1 protein-coding gene (only partly in view) is annotated in these 23610 nt (G+C 61.2%); it reads left to right on the top strand.

Translation table 11 applies throughout. From position 1 onward, the window contains the following. On the top strand, positions 1–23610 hold part of the coding region annotated (locus tag BUE18_RS28120; protein WP_073478746.1) for an S-layer family protein (this coding region is incomplete at both ends). The annotated region extends 11843 nt beyond the left edge of the window; 23610 of 35453 annotated nt are visible.

The raw sequence follows: 23610 nt of genomic DNA, 5'->3' as shown, positions 1-23610 counted from the left end.
ATCCACGGACATCAACCCAACCCTGGCCAATAACCACTGGAAAGCCGTGGACGTGCTCCCGGGCAACGAGCTTAACCTGGTTTCCAACGGCAACATCCAGGTGTACCAAAAGGGCGACCTGGGTTCTCTCAAGATCAACACCCTGACCTCGGGCGGCGGGTCAGACGACCAGATATTTGTCGGCGCGGGCGGTTCCCTCACCATCGCAGGCAGTTTTTCCGAAAATGACGACAACATCACCCTGGCCGCCATGGGCTCCGCCGCCGGGACCGGCGATGACCTGACCATCAACCCCGTGTTCAGCGTCACCGGGTCGGACGGCAGCGTGTGGCTGTATGCAGGCACAGGCGACGTGAACCTCAATGGGCTGGTGTTTGCCGGAGCCAATGCGGCGGGCTCCAAGAGCGTGACCGTCAATGCGGACGCCGGGTCCATAAACGCCTCCATGGATCTCACGGAAATCACGGCCGCCTCGGGCGCCAGCGGCATTGTGGTTTTGACCGCTAATTCCGGCATAGGCTCCACAGGCGTGGGCTTCCTCCGCATAGACGCCACCACAGTCAACGCCCATACGGACAACGGCGGCATATACATTGAAACCGCAGGCCAGGGCGGTGTCGGCATTTCCGCCGAAGACGACGGGGCAGGGGATATCTTCCTGAACGGCGGCAATGAAACCATGACCCTCACGGACATCGACGCCAACAACGGATCCATCACCGTCACCCGCTCGGGCGTCCTTGGCGACGCCATCGTCATCGTCAGCGTGGAGTCGGATACCGGCGGCGGCGTGGGCACAGGCGGCCACGACATTACCATCACCAACAACACCGGCGACATCAATTTCGGCGGAACCGCAGCCCCGTCGGGCGTGGGTCACATTACGGGCGACGACGATATTTTCCTGACTGCAACCTCCGGCTCCATTGTGAGCGCCACAGGCACGGCTGCCATCGAAATTACCAGTCTCAGCACCGCGGACACGGGCTACCTGTACATGGAAGCCGGCGGGAATATCGGGACCCAGGCCAACATGATCATGACCCACGTGGACGAACTGGAAGGCCAGTTTGGCAAGAGCAATGGCGCAGCCACTTTCTATCTGCAAAACGACCAGGCTCTTTCCATTGAGGGTCCAAACACCGGCGTGTTTGGCGGGGCGGCTTTAGGCGCCGCCACGGGAAATCAAAAAATATCCATCGCGGCCACTGCTTTGAACGTGAACGACGACGTAATTGTTCAGACCTCGGGCGCCACGGGCAAAGTGATCCTGGTGACCACAACCGGGGATATCGATTTTGGCGCCAGCGCCGATGTGAAGGCCCAGGCGGCCAACACCGCCCTGGTCGGCATGCTCGCCTCCAGGGACCTTTTGCTGGACGCCAATGCCAGCACAATCAACGCATCGGCCGCCGCCGGAAATGCCCAGGTAAATGCGCAGGCGGCGCGGAACCTCCTGGTGACGGGAACCGGCGCCTCCATTACGGCCATAGGCGCCGGGACGGCGACTGCCACCGGATCGGTCAAGCTGGATGCTTTCGCCGGCTCGGTTGATATTGACCATGGCAGCGCCGTGGCAGCCACGGGCGTGGCCTCAGCCACGGTGGACATCAACGCCGTGACAGGCGTGACCATCACGGGCAAGCAGGCGGTCGAGGCCTCCAGTTCAAGCGGGGCGGCGAATGTGGATATCAAAGCCTCAGCAGGAGGCGTCTCCATCCAGGGTGGAAACGTTGCCGGCGCCGCTGATGCCGCCGTTCATGCCACCGGCAATGCCGCCGTGAGCGTGCTTATTGAAGCCGGAACCGATGTGGCCCTGCAGGCCAATACGGGCGCTGGAACCTACGCCATTTATGCTAGTTCCGTAACCAACAACGGCGCCATTGACATCAAAGCGGGAACGGCAGCCGCCGCCAGCGGCAGCGTGGTTGTTTCTTCTATTGCGCATGCCAATGGCGCGGGAGACGCTGCCGTCAATATCGACGCCGCAGGCGGCACGGGAGGAACTTCAGGCGCGGACGTGATCGTCAACGCCGGAGGCTCTGTTCTGGCTACGGCGGGCTCCGGCGCAGGCGATGACGGCCGCATCACCATCACCGCGGACGACGGCGTTTCCATCGCCGGGACCATAGCAGCAAGTGCAGGCGGGGCTTCGGGCGACGACGCCTATGTGAATATTGGAACCGCAGGGGATCATGTCGGCGGGGATGTGGTTGTTTCCGGCTCCGTGACAGCCACCGGCGGCAAAACCGGCGCCGATACGGCGGGCGTGAACGTTTACGCAGACGGAAGCCTGACTGTCGACGGCGGCGCCGTTCAAGCCACGGTGGGAACGGGCGCCGGCCATGCCCAGGTGATCCTGGGCGGCACGGGCTTGAATAAAATTGGCGGAGACATCACCATTCTCGGCGGCGGTTCGGTTTCCGCCACGGGCGCTGCGGGCGCCAGCGATTACGTCAAGGCCTATGCGGACGGCGCCGTTAAGTTGGGCGTGGACACCTCGGGTTCCGGCAAGATCAACGTGGCATCGGCCACGGGCACGGCCACTCTCAGCGGTTCCTCCGTGGTCATCGGCTCCGGAACGGCCGCAGGCTCAGTGTCGGCTTCCGGCTCGCAAAAAGCCTTTGTCGCCGTCAATGCAACCAATGCCGTAACCATGGGCTCCCTGGGCGTGGTTCAGGCCACGGCGAGCGCCCAAACCGGCTCCATCGACATCAACGCAGGCGGCGCCATTAGCCTGGACAACATTGTCAAGGCGCAAAGCACCAGCGGCGACGCCTTTGTGAACGTGGATTCCGTTAGCAGCGGCATCACCGTGGGCTCCCATGGCGCCACGGGCGTGCTGGCCGACGCGGGGTCCGGCCTGGGAGACTCAGGCAAGGTGGAGTTCCTGGCCGGCGGAAACGTAATCATCAATAACGACCTTAAGGCTGAGGGAACCACGGCGGCCGTCAACATCGGCCTTTCCGGCGATTCCATCGGCGGCGCCGTCACTTTGAATGACTCCGGGGACGGCATCGCCGCAACAGGAACAATCGCGACAATCCAAATCGACGCGGTTGGCGACGTATCCCTAAATGAAGACGTGGCTGCAAACGGTATTGTTGATGGAAGCGTTTCCGTGACTTCGGACGGCGCCGTGGGCATCACCGTCGGAACCGGCGGAGAAACCGGACTTACCGCCTCCGGCAGTGACGCGGACGTCATTCTGAATGCCACCGTTGGCGGGGTGAATATAAACAATAACGTCTCTGCAACGGGGGCCACGGCTGTTGTGGACATTGACGCCAACAGCACGGGCACGGGGGCGAGCGCCGCTCTTATTGTCAGCGGCGCCGTTTCCGCGAAAGGGACGACCAGCTCCACGGTGGACATCGACTCCAACGGAAATACCGGTGAAGTGATCATAACCGGCGGCCTCACGACCGGAACGGGCGTGGGCTCCCTTGGCAGCGTGAACATCTCCTCCCATTGGGGAGACATCACCCTCAGCGGCAGCGTGTCCGTTGACGTGGGCGCTACGGGCGTGGGCAAATTCATAGTCTCCACCCAAGGCGGAGTGGACGCCGACGTGGCCATCAATGCACCCGTGGATATTTACGCCTCAAGCGGCTCCGTCAGAATCCAGGTGGGCGACGACCTTATTTTTGACGCCAACGGCGACATTGTGGTGAATCCCCTTGTGGGCGGAACCGGCGCGGGCTCGGGCAGTTTCAGCTGCGCCATTGCATCCTCCACCTCCGCCAGCAATGACGGCGTGATCCAAATGGCGGACGGAACCGTGATCGACGCAGGCGCCGGCGTGGTCAACATGCAGGCGGACGGAAACGTCACCATCGGCCAGCTCATCACCACCAACGCCGGAACCAACGCCGTGATCATCAGCACGAGTTCAGGGGCCGTCCTGGATGCGGGCGACGCGGCCGATCCAAGCGGCGCCGCCGAAGACATCATCGCCAACAACGGCGTGGCGCGAGCGACAATCACGGCTGCCAACGGCATAGGCGAGACGGGTGGAAACGGCCCTATTGAAACCCAGGTGGTTCGCCTGGACGCCAGCGTGACCACCGCCGGAGACATCTATATTACGGAAACCGACGCCATTAATCTGGAGGACGTGGACACCCAGACCGGAACCATCGTGATCCAGGCGGGCGGGCTCATCACGGCTACGGACGTGCAGATCATTGGCCAGGGTTCGGGCGAATTCATCAGCCTGACCTCCACCGGAGCGGGCATCGCTGTAGACTTGGTCGCCATTGACGCAACCGACGTCAACGGCGGCGGCCTTGGCAGCATTGTCCTGGACGCCCAGGGCGGCTCTATTACGGATTCCGGCAGCGACACGGCTGCGGACATCATCTCCAAGTCCGGAACCGCTTATCTGACCGCTGCGGGAAGCATAGGAATAGGAACGGGCGCAGCCGCAGCCATCAATACCCGGGTTGCCGGCATCCAAGGCAGCACCACAGTATTGGGCGACATCAACATCCGGGAAGCGGACGACGTCACGCTTCAAAGCCTTGTCACCAACTCGGGCGACATCTTTGTGGATTCCGCCAGCGGCGACGTTACGGTCATGATCGTGAGCGCGGGCGGAACCGGCGGCGGTGAATTCGGCAACGTGACCATTCAAGCCCTGGGGACCGGCAAGAGCATTCTGGACGACGGAAACAAGGCCACGGTTATCTCCGGCGGCGGCCCCACCTCCGGGGTGGGCAGTGGAGGCGCCGCCCTGGACCTGCAGGCCGGGAAGCATGTGGGCGGCACGGGCGCCGATGTTTCGGCCATCGATCTGTTTGACGAAGCCGACGCGGTGCGGGCCATTGACGTGGACGCCAGCACATTCGGCAGCATCACGGTCAGCTCCGCCCAGGACGCGGGCAATACAGGCAACATTCAGCTTTATGACGCGGGTTCGTTCAATATTTCAGGGCTTAATCTGAACGTGGGCGGGACGGGCAACCAGGTTTATTTGGGCGCCGGAACCGGCATGAACCTGAACGACGCCTTTAATGCAGGCTCCAACGATCTGGGCCTGGCCATGTACAACACGACCGGAACCCTGACCATCGGCGCCAGCGGACAGGCGGCGGCCTCGGGCGGATACAAGGTGGATGTGTACTCCGCGGGAGACGTGTCCCTGGGCGGTACAGGAACGGGCGGCGGCGCCATTAACACCACCGGAATCGTAAACGTATGGGCCAAGGGCGACATCATTGACGCGGGCTCCGACAACTCCGTGGACATTGTTGCGGGAACCCTGAACATCTACGCGGGTTATGATGGCAATACCGGCGAAATCGGCGTGGGCGCCGCGGGAATGAGCGCCGCCATTGAAGTGCGTTCTTCCGTCATCACGGCCCAGAGCCGGGGTACGGCGGGCTCCGCTCAGGACATCCTCCTGAACGACGTGAGCACTGGAGACGTTTCCCTCTCCGCCTATGCGGAAATCAAGGGCGACGTCTGGTTTAACGGAACCATGGCCCATGATTCCGACACCATCACCCTGGTGGACGTGAAAACCGACAGCGGCGCCATTACCGTCCAAGTGACGGGCCCCAATACGGACGTGAAGGTGCAGTCCGTGGTTTCCGACGACGGCTCCGCCGCAACCAACGACGTCAGTATTCTGGCCAAATCCGGCGATATTCTGTTTGACGGCGGAAATGCAACAACCGGAGCTATTGTCAGCCTGGGTGCGGTATATCTTACCGCCGGCACGGGAACCGGAAACGGAACCATTGCCAGCAGCGCCGGAACCGGCGCCCTGGACGTCCAGGCCCCCAATTTGGTGATTACCGCCCGGGAAAGCGTGGGCGCCGCGGGAACGGGCGTGCTGGAAACCCAGGTCAGCAACCTGGAAGCCAACTTCGGCACGGGCAACGGTGCGGCAGGCTTTTATCTGGATAATAACGCCGCCCTGACCATCGGCGGAATCACCGCCATGGACGGCGTGTTTGCCGGCGCCGCTGCGGGCTCTTCCACCGGCAACCTGACCATAGACATTACCGCGGACAGCATTGCGGTCAACGAACGCATCAACGCAACCATAACCGGCGCGAGCAAGACGGCGGCCATCAGGCTGACCGCCGACGGAACCGGCGCGGGCACGGCGGACGTCACCGTGGCTAACGGCGTTGCCGTTACGGCCTCGGCAGGCAATACCGGTCAGGCGAAAATCGCCGTCCAGGCCAATAACGACGTGGACGTGAACGGCGGCTCCATTATCGCTACAGTGGGCATCGGGTCCATTAACGGCTTTGACGGCGCCCAGATCGATATAGGAACCTCCGGCAGCCGCATAGGCGGCGACGTGACGGTGCGCAACGGCGGAAGTATTTCCGCCTCCGGCGGCAACAGAAACCAGGATTGGGTCAAGGTATACGCGGACGGAGACATCACTATCGGCTCGGGCGCCGGAACCTCGGTGGTCCATGCGGCTTCCTGGAGCGGCGCCGTCACCCTGGTCGGCTCGGACGTGGTCATAGGCTCGGCTGGAATTGGCAATGTCTATGCCACGGGCGACGTTAACGCTAAAATCAACATTGAATCCAACAAGGCAACGGGCGCCACAAGCTACACGGGCATTACCGTGGGCGGCTCGGGCGTGGTCCAGGCCAAGGGCGGCCAGTTTTCCCAGATTACCTTTGACACGGACGGCACAGGCCTGGGCGACATCATCGTCAACGGCGACGTCATCGCCGGCTCGGGCACGGGCGCGACCGGATTGACCACGTTGCAAGCCTTCGTGAAATTCGGCGGCAGTGGAGACATGGTGGCGGGCGACATTATTATTGACGGCGGCGGCAGCGTGGTCGCCGAGGCCAACTCCGGCGCAACAATGTCCACGCAGGTGGATCTTTACGCAGACGGCGCCCTGACCATCGGGGCCACCGGGCTTGGCAAGGTGAACGTACGGGGCGGCGATACCGGCGACGCAGGAGTGAACATTGAAGCCGGCGTCATAAGCATTGGCCAGTCAACGGGTTCGGTTATCGCTGAGGGCGGCCGCGCGCCTGTGTTTATTGTCAGCAACGCAACTGCAGGCGCAGGCCTGGATGTTGGCGCGGGAGGAACCATTCAGGCAATTTCCCATGCGGACTCCGCCTTTGTTTTGGTCGAGGCCTTGAGCTCTTCGGTAGTGGTGGACGGCTCCATCCTGGCTGACGCGGAAACCAACGGCGGGTCCAAAGCAGTGGTCAGCATCGGATTCACAGGTTCGGCGATCGGCGGCTCCATTGACGTGAACGCCGGGGCTTCCATCCAGGCCTTGGGCGCGGCGGGATGGTTTATCGGCCCCATACCTTCCAAGGTACTCTTGACGGCCGCGGGCGACATCAACGTGGATGCGCCCATACTGGTGCGGAACACGGGTTCCGGCTCAGCCAATCTTTCCCTGATTTCCACCAGCGGGAACATCACCCTGGAATCCGCCGGAACAAGCTCCGGCGCGCTCACCGTCGAAGCCGGCGATGGCTTGGGTTCGGGCTTCGCCCAATTGAACATTTTCGCCTTTGGAAGCGGCGGCGGAACAGGCACGGGCAACGTGACCCTTAACGGCCAGGTGAACGTTGACGCCAGAACTTACGGCGGCTCCTTTGCTTTGGCGGGAATTGGCTTCGGCTCGTATTTCACAGGCTCCTTGGACGTCCCTGTGGCAGGATCGGTTGCATTGGGGTCTCTGGCGGATATCTACGCGACCGGCGGTTCGGGCGACGGCGGCATCGATATTGTTTCCGAGGGAAACATCACCGTGCATGGCGCCGTCAATCTTCGGGCGGACGGCTCCACCGGGGGATCGCGCAGTTCCTACGTGAGCATCGTGTCCGCAAGCGGCTCCGTGTCCGTTGATGCAGGCAAGGCAGGCGCGGGAACCATCCAGGCCCTGGGCGGTCCGGACTCAACCGGTTCCGTGACTCTGACCGCCAGCGGCGGCGACCTCATCGTGTATAACGACATCCTGGCCAGTTCCGCAGCCGGCGGCAGCGGCGGCGCCAAAGTGGGGCTGTTCGCTTCCGGCGACCTGCATCTGGACGCCCAGGTGATAGCCGACGCCAGCGCTTCCACGGGCAGCGTTGCAGCAGGGTGGATCAACGGCAGCGTGGACGGAAATATCACCGTATATGGAAACAGCGACCTCCAGGCCCTGGCCGGAAGCGGGTCCACCGCTTTTGCAGGGATTGACCTGCATGCCGGCGGCGGCGTCACCGTGGAAGGAAACGCCGACATCCTGGCGGATTCCGCCGCGGGAAGCGGCGCCAGCGCTTACGTGGATATTTTCGCCTCAGGAAACCTGACCATTGGCTCCGGCACGGGGACGATAATCGCCCATGGCTTGGGATCCGGGTTGGCGGGAACATCTCTGCCGTTCGGGTTTGCAACGCCGGGCTCCGCAGATTATGTGGCCATTGGCGCTGATGGAAGCGTGAATATCGGCGCTAATTCCGGCATTTCCGTGATAAACGACGGCTCGGGGGACGCGGTGATGTTCATTGCCGCCGGTCAGGGCAATCTCACGGTGGATGCGGACTTGACTTCCCAGGCTTCCAGCGGCTCCGCCTACGTAAGTATCCTGAGCGGCGGAACCGGCTCCAAGCAAGTGAATGTGGGCGGAAGCGTTACGGCGACCAGCGTAAGCGGCGCAGCCCAGATAGACATTTCCTCCAATGGAACCGGCGCCAGCGCATTGGTGGTGGACGGCTCCATAACGGCCGGAGGCTCGGGCGGCGACTTCATGGTTTACCTGGACTCTCGGGGAACCGGCGGTTCCGTCATTGTTAACGGCGCCATCAAGGCAGGCACGGGCTCGGGAAGCTCCGCCGCCTCCGGCTCGGTGCTCATACAATCCCTGGAAGGCGATATCACCGTCAACGGCGCCATTAACATCAATCCCGTGGATGACGCAGCCACGGCCCTGGTCAGCCAGGGCGGGGCAAGTGCAATTGTCGATACCCAGGGCGGCGCCGACGCTAACGTTGTCTTTAGTGGCCCCATGACCGTGGACGCCGCTTCCGGCTCCGTCCAGATTCTGGCCGGAAATAACGTGACCATGGGCGTGAACGGCGATATTACCGTTTCCCATGCAGGGTCTACATTCAGCGGCAGCGTGAACGTGACCATTTCGGCCGACGCGGCGGGCGGCGGAGACGGCGTTTTGTCCATGTTCCAGAATAACACGGGCGAGGCCCGGGTAAGCGCGGGAACGGGAACAATCACCCTCACGGCGGGCGGAAACATCGAGATCAGCCAGATCGTGACCTTCCACACGGGCGGCACTGCTGTTACGATTACTTCGACCGACGGCGCCTTGGTGGAAATCCTTACCGGCGACCACGGCAATCCGGACATTGTCGCCAATGAGACGGGCGCCATCACCGTGATTGATACGGCTACCGGTATAGGCAGGTTCACGGGAACCATGGCCATTGAAACCATGGTCACGAAACTGGACGCCAAAGTGACCGGAAACGGCGACATTTTTATCTATGAATACGACGGCCTGACCCTCCTGGACGTGGAAACGGCGGGCGCGACGACCGGCGACATCAAAATAATTTCCAACACCGGAGACATCCAACTGGCGCCCCTTGCCCAGGGAACCGTCTACTCCCATGCGGGAGACGTATACCTCAAGGCGACGACGGGCAGCATCCTGGAAACAACGGCGGACGCCGTCCTGGACATCAGGGCGGAAAGCGGCTCAGCCACTTTGATTGCCGGAGGCAGCATTGGAAGCAATACCGGACTGGGCGCCATTGACACCCAGGTGGGTGCTCTCATAGGCAGTTCCACCGGTACGGGCGACATCAACATCCGGGAAGTGGACGACATCACGCTCCAAAGCCTTGTCACCAACTCCGGCGACATCTTTGTGGACGCCAATGACGGCGACATCACGGTCATGACCGTGACGGCCGGCGGAGCGCCCGCCGGCGCGTTCGGCAATGTGACCATTTACGCCCTGGGCGCCGACAAGAGCGTTTTCGACGACGGAAACACGGCCACGGTCATTGCGGGCGGAGGCGTCAATTCCGGACCGGGCAGCGCGGGCGCCACCCTGGACATCCAGGCAGGCATGCATGTGGGCGGCACGGCCGCCGACCCGTCTCCCATTGACGTGAAAGATTCCGCCGACGCAGTCAGGGCCCTGGATCTGGACGTGAGCACTTTCAATGCGGTGACTGTCAGCTCCGCCCAGAACCTGAGCGGCCTGAACGGATCCAACGGACATATTCAGCTTTACGACAACGACGCTTTTGACCTTTCCGGCGCATTGACCCTGAACCTGGGAACCGACGGCAACCAGGTGTATTTGGGCGCCGGAACCTCCATGAACCTGAACGCGCCCTTTACGGCGGGCAGCAATGACCTGGCCCTGGCTCTGTACAACACCACAGGCACGCTGGGCATTGGCGCCGCCGGACAGGCGGCGGCTTCGGGGGGATACAAGGTGGAGGTGTACTCCTCCGGCGACGTGTCCCTGGGCGGAACCGGCGTAGCCGGCGGAGCGCTCAATACCACCGGCATCGTGAACGTTTGGGCCAAGGGCGATATTATTGACGCAGGCTCCGACAACGTCCTGGACATTGTTGCGGGAACCCTGAACATCTACGCGGGCTACGCCGGCGGCAAGGGCGAAATAGGCGTGGGCGCTGCGGGAATGAGCGCCGCCATTGAAGTGCGTTCTTCCGTCATCACGGCCCAGAGCCGGGGCAGCGCGGGCTCCGCCCAGGACATCCTCCTGAACGACGTAAGCACGGGCGACGTTTCCCTCACCGCCTACGCGGAAGTCAAGGGCGACGTCTGGTTTAACGGAACAATGGCCCATAGCGGCGACACTATTACCCTGACGGACGTGAAAACCGACAGCGGCGCCATTACCATCCAGGTGACGGGCCCCAATACGGACGTGAAGGTGCAGTCCGTGGTTTCCGACGCACTTTTGGCCGCAACCAACGACGTCAGCATTCTGGCCCGGTCCGGCGACATTCTGTTTGACGGCGGAAATGCAACAACCGGCGCTATTGTCAGCCTGGGCGATGTATATCTTACCGCCGGGACGGGAACCGGAAACGGAACCATATCCAGCAAGGCCGGAACAGGAGTCCTGGACGTCCAGTCCGACGGCCTGGTCATTACCGCCCGCGAAAGCGTGGGCGCAGCGGGAACGGGCGTTTTGGAAACCCAGGTGAACAACCTGGAAGCCCAATTCGGTACGGGCAACGCCGCAGCCGGATTCTACCTGGATAACGCCGCCGCCCTGACCATCGGCGGCATCACCGCCATGGACGGCGTGTTTGCGGGCGCGGCCGTGGGGAGTTCCACCGGCAACCTGGTTATTGACATCAATGCGGACAGCCTTTTGGTGCAGGAAAGCATTCAGGCGAAAACAACCGGGGCGGATGCGGATTTGACCTTAAACGCCGACGCAGGCGGAATCACTATAAGGCCCACAGCCGCCGACGCCGTAGTTTTTGCTTCCGGGACAGCCGCGGTGGATGTCTCTGTAACAGCGACCCAGGATATATTGCTCCAGGCAGCCAATACTTATGACGCGCTTATACTGGCTAATGCTTTAACCGCTGGCGGCGATGCCGCCATAACCGTGACCTCCACGGGCGGCGATATTGTCGCCGATGGAGCGACAAGTGGCGGAAGCGCCACTATCAAGGCGTATGCCGGAGACGCAGCGGGTTCGGGTTCCACCATTGATCTGACCGTGGACGCCCAGGGCGGAGACCTCCGGATTTTGTCATCGGCCGGCGAGTTTGCCGGGGTCTATTCAGCGACTTACGGCGACAACGCCGTCACGAACGTCGACGTGGATGCACAAAACATTCTGATGGACGCCGACCAAGGCGGCAGCGCAATTATCTATGCGGTTGGAAAGACGTCTACAGCTCACACCGGCGGCGCCGTGACCCTCACGGTGAATGCAAACGCCGCCGCCGGAACCCTTGATGCCCTGGGCGGTACGGGCCGAATATGGATTACAGCGGCGGAAGGCAATGACGGCGCTACCGTGGATATGGACATTACAGCCAACGGAAACATCACCTTTGATGATGAGAGCGGCGCCCTCAGCGTAAGCGCCTGGACCTTTGCAAACGACGTGGCAAACGTTTCCAATTACGTGGAGTCCGTTAACGGCAATGTTACGGTTACCGGCGGAAATGTGTCGGCATTCGGCGGCGTGGGACATACCAATGCGGATATGACCGTCAAAGCCGCCAATTATGTCACAGTCAATGACGACGGCGCCATTGACGCTACAGCAGGATCGCTTGGCACGGGTGCGACCGGAACAACGGGCGCAAAAATCACCATCGAAGCCGGCAATGTATTGGTGGATGAGAAAGGCAAGATCTACGCCGAAGGCGGAACCGGATTTAAGGATATCGTGAGCATCACCGCTGCAAGCGGGGTAGTGACCGTGACCGGCAGCGGCTCTATTGCCGCCCATTCCCAGACCGGTTCCGTAACCATTGACGCAGGCAGCGTGGCCATTGGCGTGACCGGCGCCGGTCTTGTCGAGGCTTCCGGCTCGGTCCTGGCCGAAGTAAAGATCAACGCCACGGGTTCCAATGGTGTCACCGTCGGCGCCAGCGGCATCGTTCGGGCCAAGGGCGGCAGCATTTCCGAAATTTATATTGATACCGACGGCAGTACGGCCCTTGGCGACGTGACTATTAACGGCAGCGTCCTGGCGGGAATAGCCGGCGTCACCAGCCGCCGGGCGGCCGTATACATCGGCGCCGGCAGCGGCTCCGGTGGAGTTGCAGGCGATATTATTATTGACGGGGGCGCCAGCATTCAGGCTGTCACCGACACAGCCTTGGATAACGAGGCGAGAGTGCGGCTTGCGACCCTTGGAAACGTCTCCATTGGCGAAACCGGCCAGGCCGTCATCACGGTGAGCGGCGGCCAGACTGCGACCGTTAATTATGACTCCGACATTACGATCGTCGGCGCAAACATCAACATTGGCGCCGCGGACGCCCAATTGACCGTCTCCGACGCGGAAGCCTCCGTGTCGATTGCAGCAATGACCGGGACGGGAAACGTCAACATCAACGGAAACGCCGAAATCAAAGCCTACTCCTACGACGCCAACGCTAGTGTAAGCGTGATGGCGGCCGGAAACGTGAAGGTGGACGGCTCCATGCTGGCGGACGCCGTCACCAACGGCGGGACGTACGCAGGTGTTGGCATTACGGCCAACAGCATTGACGTAAACGCAGGCGCCTCCATCCAGGCCCTGGGCCAGGCAGCCGCCGGGGATACAACCTCGGTCGGATTTTTTGCGGCGGGCGACATTACCATAGACGCGCCCATACTGGCCAGGAACAACGGATCGGGCGACGCGGGCATTTCGATAATGTCTATGAGCGGCGACATAAACATTGAATCCGCGGGCGCCAGCTCCGGATCCATTACAGCGGAGGCCGGCAACGGCTTCGGCTCTGGCGCCGCCTCCGTGAAAATAGGCGGTTTTGGCACCGGCTCAGCCCCGGTTTCGGGCGCCGTAACCATAAACGGACAGGTTACGGCAGACGCTAGCACTAACGGAGGCTCCGACGCCGAGGTCTATATTATGAGCATCGTATTAGGCGGCGGCAGCGGATACGCTCCCATTGCCGAAACCGTCACCCTGGGCGCCCTGGCGGACGTTAGCGCCAAGGCCCAATCGGGCGACGCCCGCGTGGGGATTGCCGCCAAAGGCGACGTTTCCATTGGCGGGTCCGCAAATGTCTCGGCGACCGGCTCGGAAGAAGCCTACGTCGCCATCGTCAGCAGCAGCGGAAATGTCAGCGTGGGCTCCGGCTCCGGCGTGATCCAGGCTGAGGGCGGCGGCAGCGGACTTGCCGGAACCTCCCTGCCCAACGGATACGCCACGCCGGGCAGCGCCGTTTACGTGGCCATCGCCGCGGCGGGCGGCGTGGACATCGGATCCAACTCGGGAGTCGCCGCATGGAACTTTGGAACGGGCGATTCCGTGGTTTACATCAAGGCGGGCTCCGGCAGCCTGACTGTGGACGCGGACATTAATTCCGCCTCCTCCGGCGGCTCCGCTTATGTGACCATTTTGGGCGGCGGAACCGGCTCTTCCCAGGTTGTTGTGGGCGGAGATGTGACGGTAACCAGTTCCAGCGCGGCAGCCCAGATTGACGTCATTGCAAACGGAACCGGAACCGGCGCCATGGTCATTGATGGAGATTTGCTCACCTTGGGCAGCGGAACCGACTTCATGGTTTATCTGGACTCCAAGGGCGCCGGCGGCGACATAACCGTCAACGGCGGCATTGAAGCCGGTACGGGATCGGGAACCGGGTCCGCCAGCGGGTCCGTGCAAATCCGTTCCAACGGCGGGGATATTACTATTAACGGCTCCATAAGCGTGGATCCGGCGGGAACGGGCTCCGGCTATGGAAGCGTGCTCATTTACACCGGCGCTGCTGCGGACGAGAGTATTTACCTGAACAAAACTATTTCAGTGAACGGCTCCTCCGGCCAGGTTTATATTCAAGCTAACGGTGACGTTGACTTTAATGCAGGCGCCGACATTATCGTCAACGGCGGGAGCGGGTTGGGAACCGGAACAGGCAATGTGCCCGTGACGGTCATCGCCATGAACGGCTCCATCACCATGGACGCCGACTCCCTCATCGACGCCGGCGCCGGCCGCATTTACCTGTATGGCTGGAACGGCATTGACCTGGGCGTGCTGTCCACCAGCAATCCTACGAACATAAACCCCGGCTTTATAGCCACGGGGGCTATTGCCATTGAATCCTACGGATCGATCACGGATGCAGGCGCCGGAGAGGTTGACATCATCGCACCCAACGCAGGCGTGGTCGTGGCTGACCCCACAGCCTTCGGCTCTACGGGCAACCCCATTGAAACCACGGTGGGCTCCATCCTGGCCACGGTTTCCGGCACGGGAGACTTTGTGGTGGTGGAAACCGACGACATCCTGGTGGATTATGTGAGCAACACCACCGGAGACATCTACCTGACCGCTACAGCCGGCGCCATCAACGACCTATCCGGCGGAGACTCGGCGGCGGACTTTATCGCGACCAGCGGAACGGTTAGGCTCATAGCGCGGGATGAAATCGGAACGGCGGCCAACTCCATAGATACGGAAATCGGAACGCTTATCGCCCACACCACGGGAACCGGCCTCAACGGCGGCCCCATTTATGTGGACGAAGCCGACGGCATTATCCTGGAAGACGTGGACACTCAAAAAGGCGCCATTGTCCTTACCTACGGCAATACGACCACGGGCACGGCGGTCGCCAAGGCTGTTGACGCCATTGACGGCGGCGTCAGCATTACGGGCGTGGGCGACCTCAACGCCAAGCACGTGTATGCAACGGATTCCGGCGCCACGGGAACCTATAACGTTCTCTTGCAGAACCAGGCCGGAAACATCACCGTGGGCGATATTTTCGGCGACTACGACGTCACCATCACAGCCGTTGGCGGCTACGTGGAGGACGACGGAGACGGCGGATCGGCCATGACCGCCTACACCAAGGTCCAGGCCGCGCATGACCTGACCATCACGGCGGGCTCCGCTTCCGGCTACATTGGCACGGCGGCCTACATTGATCCCCGGGTTGACCCTGTGAACGAGGCCGTGGACGTGCTCCTGACCGGCATGAGCGGAACGGCGACATTCAATTCCAACGACAACATTCAGATTTACCAGAAGGGCAGCCTGAGCCTGAGCGCGACATTTGATTCAGCGGGCGGCTCCGGAGACCAGATTCTGGCAATCGCTGAAAAGGGCCTGACCGTCACCGGCGGCATCACGGAAAACGACGACAACGTCTGGCTGGCGGCCATGAGCGGCGATTTGACCATCGCAGCAGGCCAGCAGGTTCAGGCCGTCCTGGGCAGCGTGGACCTGTATGCAAGCGAGGGAACGGGCGCCACCGGCAACGTCATTTTGACCGGCTCCGCATCGGCGGGAACCACCGTGCAGGTGGAAGCCAAGGGCGGCGCCATTATCGACGGCGACGGCGGAACGGCGGTGGACATCACCGCCGGAGCCAGCGTGGACCTGGAGGCCGATCTGGGCATCGGCTCGGGCGGCGCGGTTAACGGCGCTATCGACATCATCACGCCTGTGGTGAACGCCGGCAATCTGACCAGCGGCGGCATCCATCTGAACATGCTTGGCGGCGCCGGCGTTGGTACGGGCGCAGTCAACATCAACACAGCTCATTCCCTGGGCTCAGGCAGTATCTGGATCAACTCCGTGACCACGGGCGGCATTACGCTCACCGACGTGGACACGGAGAACGGAAGCATTACCGTAACTCAGTCGGTTGCCGGCGACGTGACCATCGTCAATGTGGAGTCCGACATTGCCGCGGGAACCGGAAACAGCGACGTCTCCATTTCAACAAGCAACGGAAACATCGTCTTTAACGGTCATCTGACCTCCGAAGACAGGGCGACCCTGGCGGCCAGCGGCGGAAGCATCATCAGCACGGTTGGAACCGGCGCTACGGACGTCGGCGCCCGGGAACTGATCATGTTCGCTTCCGACAGCATCGGCGCCAGCGCAAACAATCTCATCACGCAGATCAGCGCCCTGGAAGCTATTTATACGGGCGACAACACGGGCAACGAAGGCTTCTGGCTGGACAACACGGGCATGGACCTGACCATCGGCGGTATTACAGCCATGGACGGCGTCACTTCCGGCATGGGAATAGGAACCGCCAACGGCGCCCTTGTTCAACTGTCCATCACAGCCGACAGCATAACAGTCAATGAAAACGTGGACGCCTACACCCAGGGCGCCTCCGCTCTGGTCACCCTTAATGCCGTTGCAGGCGGCATTGCGGTCAACGGCGGCAATGGAATTTTCGGCAGCACCAACGTGTACGCCGGAGCCTCCGCCAATACTGTTGTGAACGTGACGGCCCAAGGCGACATTGTTGTTACGGGCGCCGCGGCGGGCGGCGCTTATATCACGGCGCGTACGCAGGCTTCCGGCGCTGCAGCCATGAACGTCGCCTCCACAGGCGGCGGCGTTATCGTGGACGCCAATAGCGGTATAGCCATCATCAAAGCCGAAGCGGGTTCGAACGCCGGCTCCGGTTCGGTTGCAACGCTGAATGTCAACGCCGACGGCGGCGACATCACCGTGCTTGGCGGAAGCGCAGGAGGAACGGGCGCCATCCAGACCTGGACTTACGGCGACTCTGCAGTTCAGACTTTAAATGCCACGGCAAACAACAACATCCTGATCGATGCGGAGCAGGGCCAGCTGGCTGAAATTTGGCTCTACGGAAGCGGGTCCGCCGCGCTTGTCTCTAACCTCACCGCCAATATGAACGTGACGGCGACTAACGGAAGCATCCAGGTTTTAGGAGGTTCGTCAGGCGCGGGAACCGGCTATGATGCATGGATAGGCGCATACACGACGGGCGACAGCGCCTCCATCAATGTGGATGTAACCGCCAAGGGCGACATTATTGTTGAGCAACGCGGCGGAGGCACTGCAGCCATAGGCGGGTCCGACTGGGACGGCAGCAATGCCACGGTGGATATTGACGTGGAATCCACCAGCGGAAATATTTCCGTGTCCGGATCTAACGGGTCCATATACGCCTTGGGCGGCGGGACCGCGCTTGTAGACACCACCGTGGACTTGTACGTAAAGGCCGCAGGCGATCTAACCGTTTCAAACTCCGGCGCCATTTTTGCCAAGACGAGCAGTTCCATGGGGGCGCTGCCCGCCGGAACCACCGGCGCCATGGCGGTTCTTGACGCCGCCAATGTGTCCGTGACCACCAACGGCGCCGTCTACGCCAGCGGCGGCGTGGGCTTCAAGGACATTGTGGACATTAACGCTACGGGCGACGTGCTTGTGGATGCCAGCGGCTCCATCTACGCCCATTCCAAGACCGGTTCGGTGAACATCTCCGGTAAGGATATTACCATCGGCAGCCTGGGCATTGGTAATGTGAATGCCTCTGGTTCGGTCAAGGCTTTGGTGACCATCATCAGCACGGGCGGAACGGCCGGCGTCGCCGTGGGCGGCAGCGGAAGCATATACGCGAATGGCGCCGACACTTCCACCATCAGCCTGTTCTCCGACGCCAATGTGGTCAATCAAGGAATCATCAAGGCGGAATCCTCCAGCGGTGACGCCACAGTGAACATCGGCACGGCAGCCGCTCAGATTACAGGTGATGTCACCATTACCGGGTCGGTCCTCAGCAATTCCGGTCCCCTGGCAGCGGATACGTCGCAAATTAATGTGTTTGCCGGAGGCAATGTAGACATTAACGGTGGGACGGTTCGCGCCCTGACGGGTTCCGGACAGGGACAGATAAACATAGGTGCGGTGGCAAACCGCATTGGCGGATGGGTCAATGTCCATGATGGAGGCTTGGTCAACGTCGCCTCCACTGGCGGCGCCGTGGAATTCGCCAAGATTTACGCCGATGGCGATATTTCCATAGGCAAAACCGGATCAGGCACTGTCCTGGTGGCAACGAACGCCGCAACCAGTGCTGTTGTTCTCGATGGCTCAGACATCTATATTGGCGCTGACGTTGGCGGTTCCGCTCTCGTAAACGCCACCGGATCCAACAACGCTTTTGTGAATATCATCAGCAATAGCACAGGCACGGCAGCCACTTCCGGCATTACGGTCGGCGCCGGTGACTTTGTTGTGGCAGATGGAGACAATACAGAAGCCAATATCCAGATGACTTCGGCAAAGAACGCAACCATAAACGGCGTGTTAACGGCGACCTCCGCCAGCGGAGATGCAACCGTAAGCGTGGTCGCCAATGGAGCGACCGGCATACTGGTCAGCGGAACAATTTCAGCCCAAAACGCTGCGGGAAGCGCCAATACCGGACTGATCACCCTGGACTCCAACGGAACGGGCGGCGACGTGATCGTCACCGGAGTCGTCCATGCCGGAAATTCCGGAAACGGCGTTGCCAAGGTGGACATTGACTCCGCCGACGGCGTGGCAGTCAACCAGGGCGGCTCAGTCAAGGCCATGGGCGTCAACTACGGTTCGGTCAATATCCTGGCGTCCGGCGACGTTTCTGTAGGCGCTTCCGGAACCGGGTCTGTCAAGGCAAGCGCCGCCAGCGGAACCGCTCTGGCTTTCATCTCCGCCAAGAATATTGTAATCGGCGGAGACGCCCCCGCCAACGCGGGAACAGTGACGGCGTCCGGCTCCAAGAACGTCCGGACGACCCTCATAAGCACGGCGGGCGGCACTGGCCTGACTATTGGCGCCTCCGGCGATGTAATCGCCAATTTGACCACTGCCGACAATTCCCAATCGGCTGTTGTGGACATGGACGTTTTCAGCGGCGCCCTGGTCATTGACGGCGGCGTCAGTGCAACCGCCAACACGGGCAATACCAAAGTGATAGCTGACGTATGGAACGGAACAGGCGGGGTGACTGTAAGCAGCCAAGCCGAAATCAAGGCGCAGGGGGGCAGCACATCCACCATCCAGATTAACGTCAATGGAGACGCCACGGGCGAAGTCAATATTGACGGCAGCCTCTATGCAGATGGCGGAAGCGCTCTCATTGATGTGAATTCCCTGAATACGGGCTCCCACGCCCTGGTCATCGACTCCAACGCCAGCCTTCACGCGGACGGCGGCTGGAATTCCAGGGTGCAGCTGGACTCCAACGGCGCGGGCGGCGACGTTCTTATCAATGGCGCCATGTTCGCCGGATCGAATAGCATGAATTCTTTGGTTGCCGTGGAGTCTCTTGACGACGTAACCATGGGATCTTCGGCTTCCATGCAGGCCGTAACAAATACAGGATTTTCCACCATTGATGTTGACGCCGGCGGAAACGTGATTCTCGACAATCTCGTAAAGGCCTATGTGGATGGTGAGGGAGTGGCCCAGGTGCTGGTGTCTTCCAGCGGCGCCCAGGGCATTACCGTCAGGGATAATAACGCCACAGGCCAGGAGGAAGTCCAGGCCATTGGCATGATGTACTCTCTGATCCAACTGGACTCCAACGCAGCCGGCGCCGACGTGACCGTTTACGGCGATATGCTGGCCGGCAAGGGAAGCTGGACGGCCGTGGTGGATATCGACTCAGCGGATCAGGTCGTCCTTCGCGACGGCGCCAGCATCGTCGCCACCGGCGAGACCATAGGCTCCGTGGATATTGACGCTTCAGGCACGGTGCTCATCGGCCAGACCGGCTCTGCCAGCATCCAAACCTACGCCACATTCGGCCAGGCTGCGGTCTTCATCGATACTTATGGAACCGCCGGAATCGCTGTGGGCTCCAACGGATTGATAGAAGCCAACCACACCGGGTCGGGCGACGCCTGGATCCGTTTCCAGGGTTCGGGAACCGGAACCGGACCGGTAAACATCGACGGAACCCTCCGGGCTGTTCAATCAGCTGGAACTGGAGCCGCCGTGGTGGACATCAATTCTAACAACACCGGCGCCCACGCCATTTGGGTGGGCTCCCATGGAAGCATCACAGCCAAGAGTCCGAACCTTGCCGGGGTTTATCTGGATTCCAACGGATTGGGCGGCGACGTGCTCATCCAGGGTCCTGTCCAGGCGGGATTCGGCTCCGGCGGATCTGCCAAGATTGAAGTCACGGCCAATAACGGAAGCATTACCAATGACGCCAATGGAACGATTACCGGTTCGGCGTCCAACGTGGTCCTTATATACTTGGGCGCGGGAACAGGCTCCGGCAATATCGACCTTCAGGGCCGGATCAGCGCCAATGGCGGCTCCGCGATTAACGGCTTTGTGTCACTGATAGCGGCTGAGAACGTCAATATGGGCGTTGACGGCGATATTATCGTTAACAACGGCTCCGGCAAGGGCGATATTAATGTCAACGTCATTGCGGACTTCAAGGCGGGCTCCAACTCCGGCGGCATCACCATGGCCGACGGCGCCCTGATTGACGCAGGCTCCGGCGTGATTACCATGCAGGCTGACGGAGACATCCTCCTGAGCGGCTTGGTGACTACGGGAACCGGCGGCGTTGTGGTGGACATCACCTCTTACAGCAAGGGCATCCTGGATAACGGCGACACGTACACGGATATCACTGCAACAGGTTCAGGCGCATGGGTCAGCCTCCAGGCCTCCGATTTCATCGGCAGGGTCAAGGACGACGAGGTCATAGAAGACCCCGAAGCCTTCACCGGCGGCGCCGGACGCCCGGAAACTCACGCCAACGGCGACGCCATTGAAACCTCCATCCGCAATCTGATAGCGGTCACAGAGGAGGAAGGCGGCGAAATCGCCATTGACAATACCGGCAATTACGCCCTGACCTTGGGCAAGCTGGGATCGGCCAGCCTGGTCATGCCTTCCCTGAACCTGGACGCCTCCATGTGGATCCGCAACGATGCGGACATCACGGTGAACGCCTGGACCCTGGACGGCAACGACAACGTGGGCCTCATCTCCACGTCCGGCAACGTAACCATTCCGGACAGCGGGTTCACCGCCGACACGGCTCTGGACGCCGACTTTGTCCTGGATGACTCCAAGGTGGATATCAGCGTTGGGACCGGCACGGTTCGCCTGGAAGCTACTGCCGGCACAGGCGCTGTAAGGGATAGCGCAGGCGGCGCCCTGACCATTATCTCTCATAACCTTATTGTTAAGTCGAACTCCCTTAGTTCCGAATTTATTAACGACGCCTCCCGCTTCGGCAGCGGATCTTATGCATACAACCAGACCTATGATCCGGGCGCTTCATTGACGCCTCTGCCCAACGCCACGGCCTTCAACATCGTGGCAAGATTGGTGGAGGACTCCTCCGGGGAAATCGGCCGGGTGGACGCGGAAATCAGGGGCTCGGGCGAAAGTTTCAGCATCCTCCAAACCAACGATGCATCAGGCAGCGCCTTGGATCTGACCGTAGCCGACATCGACGGCGACGGAAACTCCATAGTCATCCAGGGCGATAACGGCGGGGTTGCAGGCGCCGGCGGCATGGTTCTGGTTTACGCCGCCAACGGCTACGATAACAACACCGACGGCGGCGTCATGTCCGTGGAAGGCGCAATCTACGCCAACAACGGAGATATCGTCCTGTGGGTGGATGCAACCAGCGGCCAGCGGGACGGCGAAATCAATCTCGACGGCTCTTCTTCCATTACCACGGACGCCAGCGGCGACGAACTGGGCGCCCTGTACATTTATGGAAACACCGAAATTTCAGGAACCACCCTCCAGGCCAACAAGCATGACATGATCATCCTGTCATCCACCGCCAACCATATCATCATTGACGATGCTCAGGTGGGCGCCGGTACTGTGGTCCTGAATCCGGGCGGAAGCAACGAATGGGATATCATCATCACCCAAAACGGTTCCCTGACCGTGAACGGCGGGGATCTGTTCATCCAGAACGCCGATGAATTCCGCATGGAATCCGGCCCCAATGGAGCAGCGGAAGTAACTGTCAACGGCGGCTCCGTGAATATTGACGACGTAAACGTCTTCCTCATGCAGGACGGAACCAAGATTAACGCCGACAAAAACATCAATGTCGGCCGGAACACCGGCTCCGTATTCGCCATGTACATGGCGCCCACGGCTACAATGAACGCCGGGGGCGGCATCACTATCAGTGTGGGTGGTGACATCCTCCTGGGCAACCTGAACTCCGATATAGATGGAACCGGCGGCGAGGACATTTATGTAAATTCATACAAGGGTCCTGATCCGCATCCCCATTACATTAATCCCGCTGGAACCGGAACGGGCTACAATATGTCCTGGGGAAGCGAACGGAACGGAAGCTCCGGGTCTCCCATGGCCTCCCAGTCCGGGACGGTGACGGTTGGGGGGATCATCAATCCGAACGGGAACGACGTGACCTTGATCAGCGCGTCCGACGCCATCGTGGACGGCGACGGCCAGGTGGTGAACACGAATATCTTCACGGCCAGCGCCGAGGACGGCATCGGCGCCGCAGCCGATCCCATAACCATAGACGCTCTGGTGGTGGACGGCACGACCACGGGCTCCGGCGCGAGCATCTACATATACAACACGCCGTCCGGAGACGTGAGAGCCGACTTCAACACCAACGGCGGCAACATCATCTACAGCCAGCAGGGCGGCGACCTGCTCCTGATTGACGACGCCGCCTGGGGCGGAACGGATGCGGATACGGACGCGGTATACACGGTCAACGGAGGCGCGGGATCAGACGGCGACGCGACCATCGATCCTCCCAACGACGTGACCATCTCCAGCGCGGTGAACCTGGGAACCGGAACCCTGGTCCTGGAGGCCAACGGCTTCATCACCCAGAACGCCGCCGGCAATATCACGGCGAAGAACGCGTACCTGATCGCGGACCTGAACAACGACAACGGCGCGGACGGGTTCGGCACGGACTTCATCCAGAGCGGCGTGAGCGGCGCCCTGACCATCACGGCGTCGGGCGACGTGGACATCCGGGCGGCCGGATTCCAGTTGGACAGCATCACGGCGGGCGGCCGGATCGACCTGACGGCCAACTACGGCAACATCGTGGAGTTCGGCGTGGAAGCGCCCGAGGCCGCGGATCTTGCAGCCCAGACCAT

This window comes from Desulfatibacillum alkenivorans DSM 16219 (assembly GCF_900142135.1).
In the GTDB taxonomy this organism is placed as follows: Bacteria; Desulfobacterota; Desulfobacteria; order Desulfobacterales; family Desulfatibacillaceae; genus Desulfatibacillum; species Desulfatibacillum alkenivorans.
Note: the sequence above shows the minus strand (reverse complement) of the source record. Positions and strands in the feature narration are given on the sequence as shown.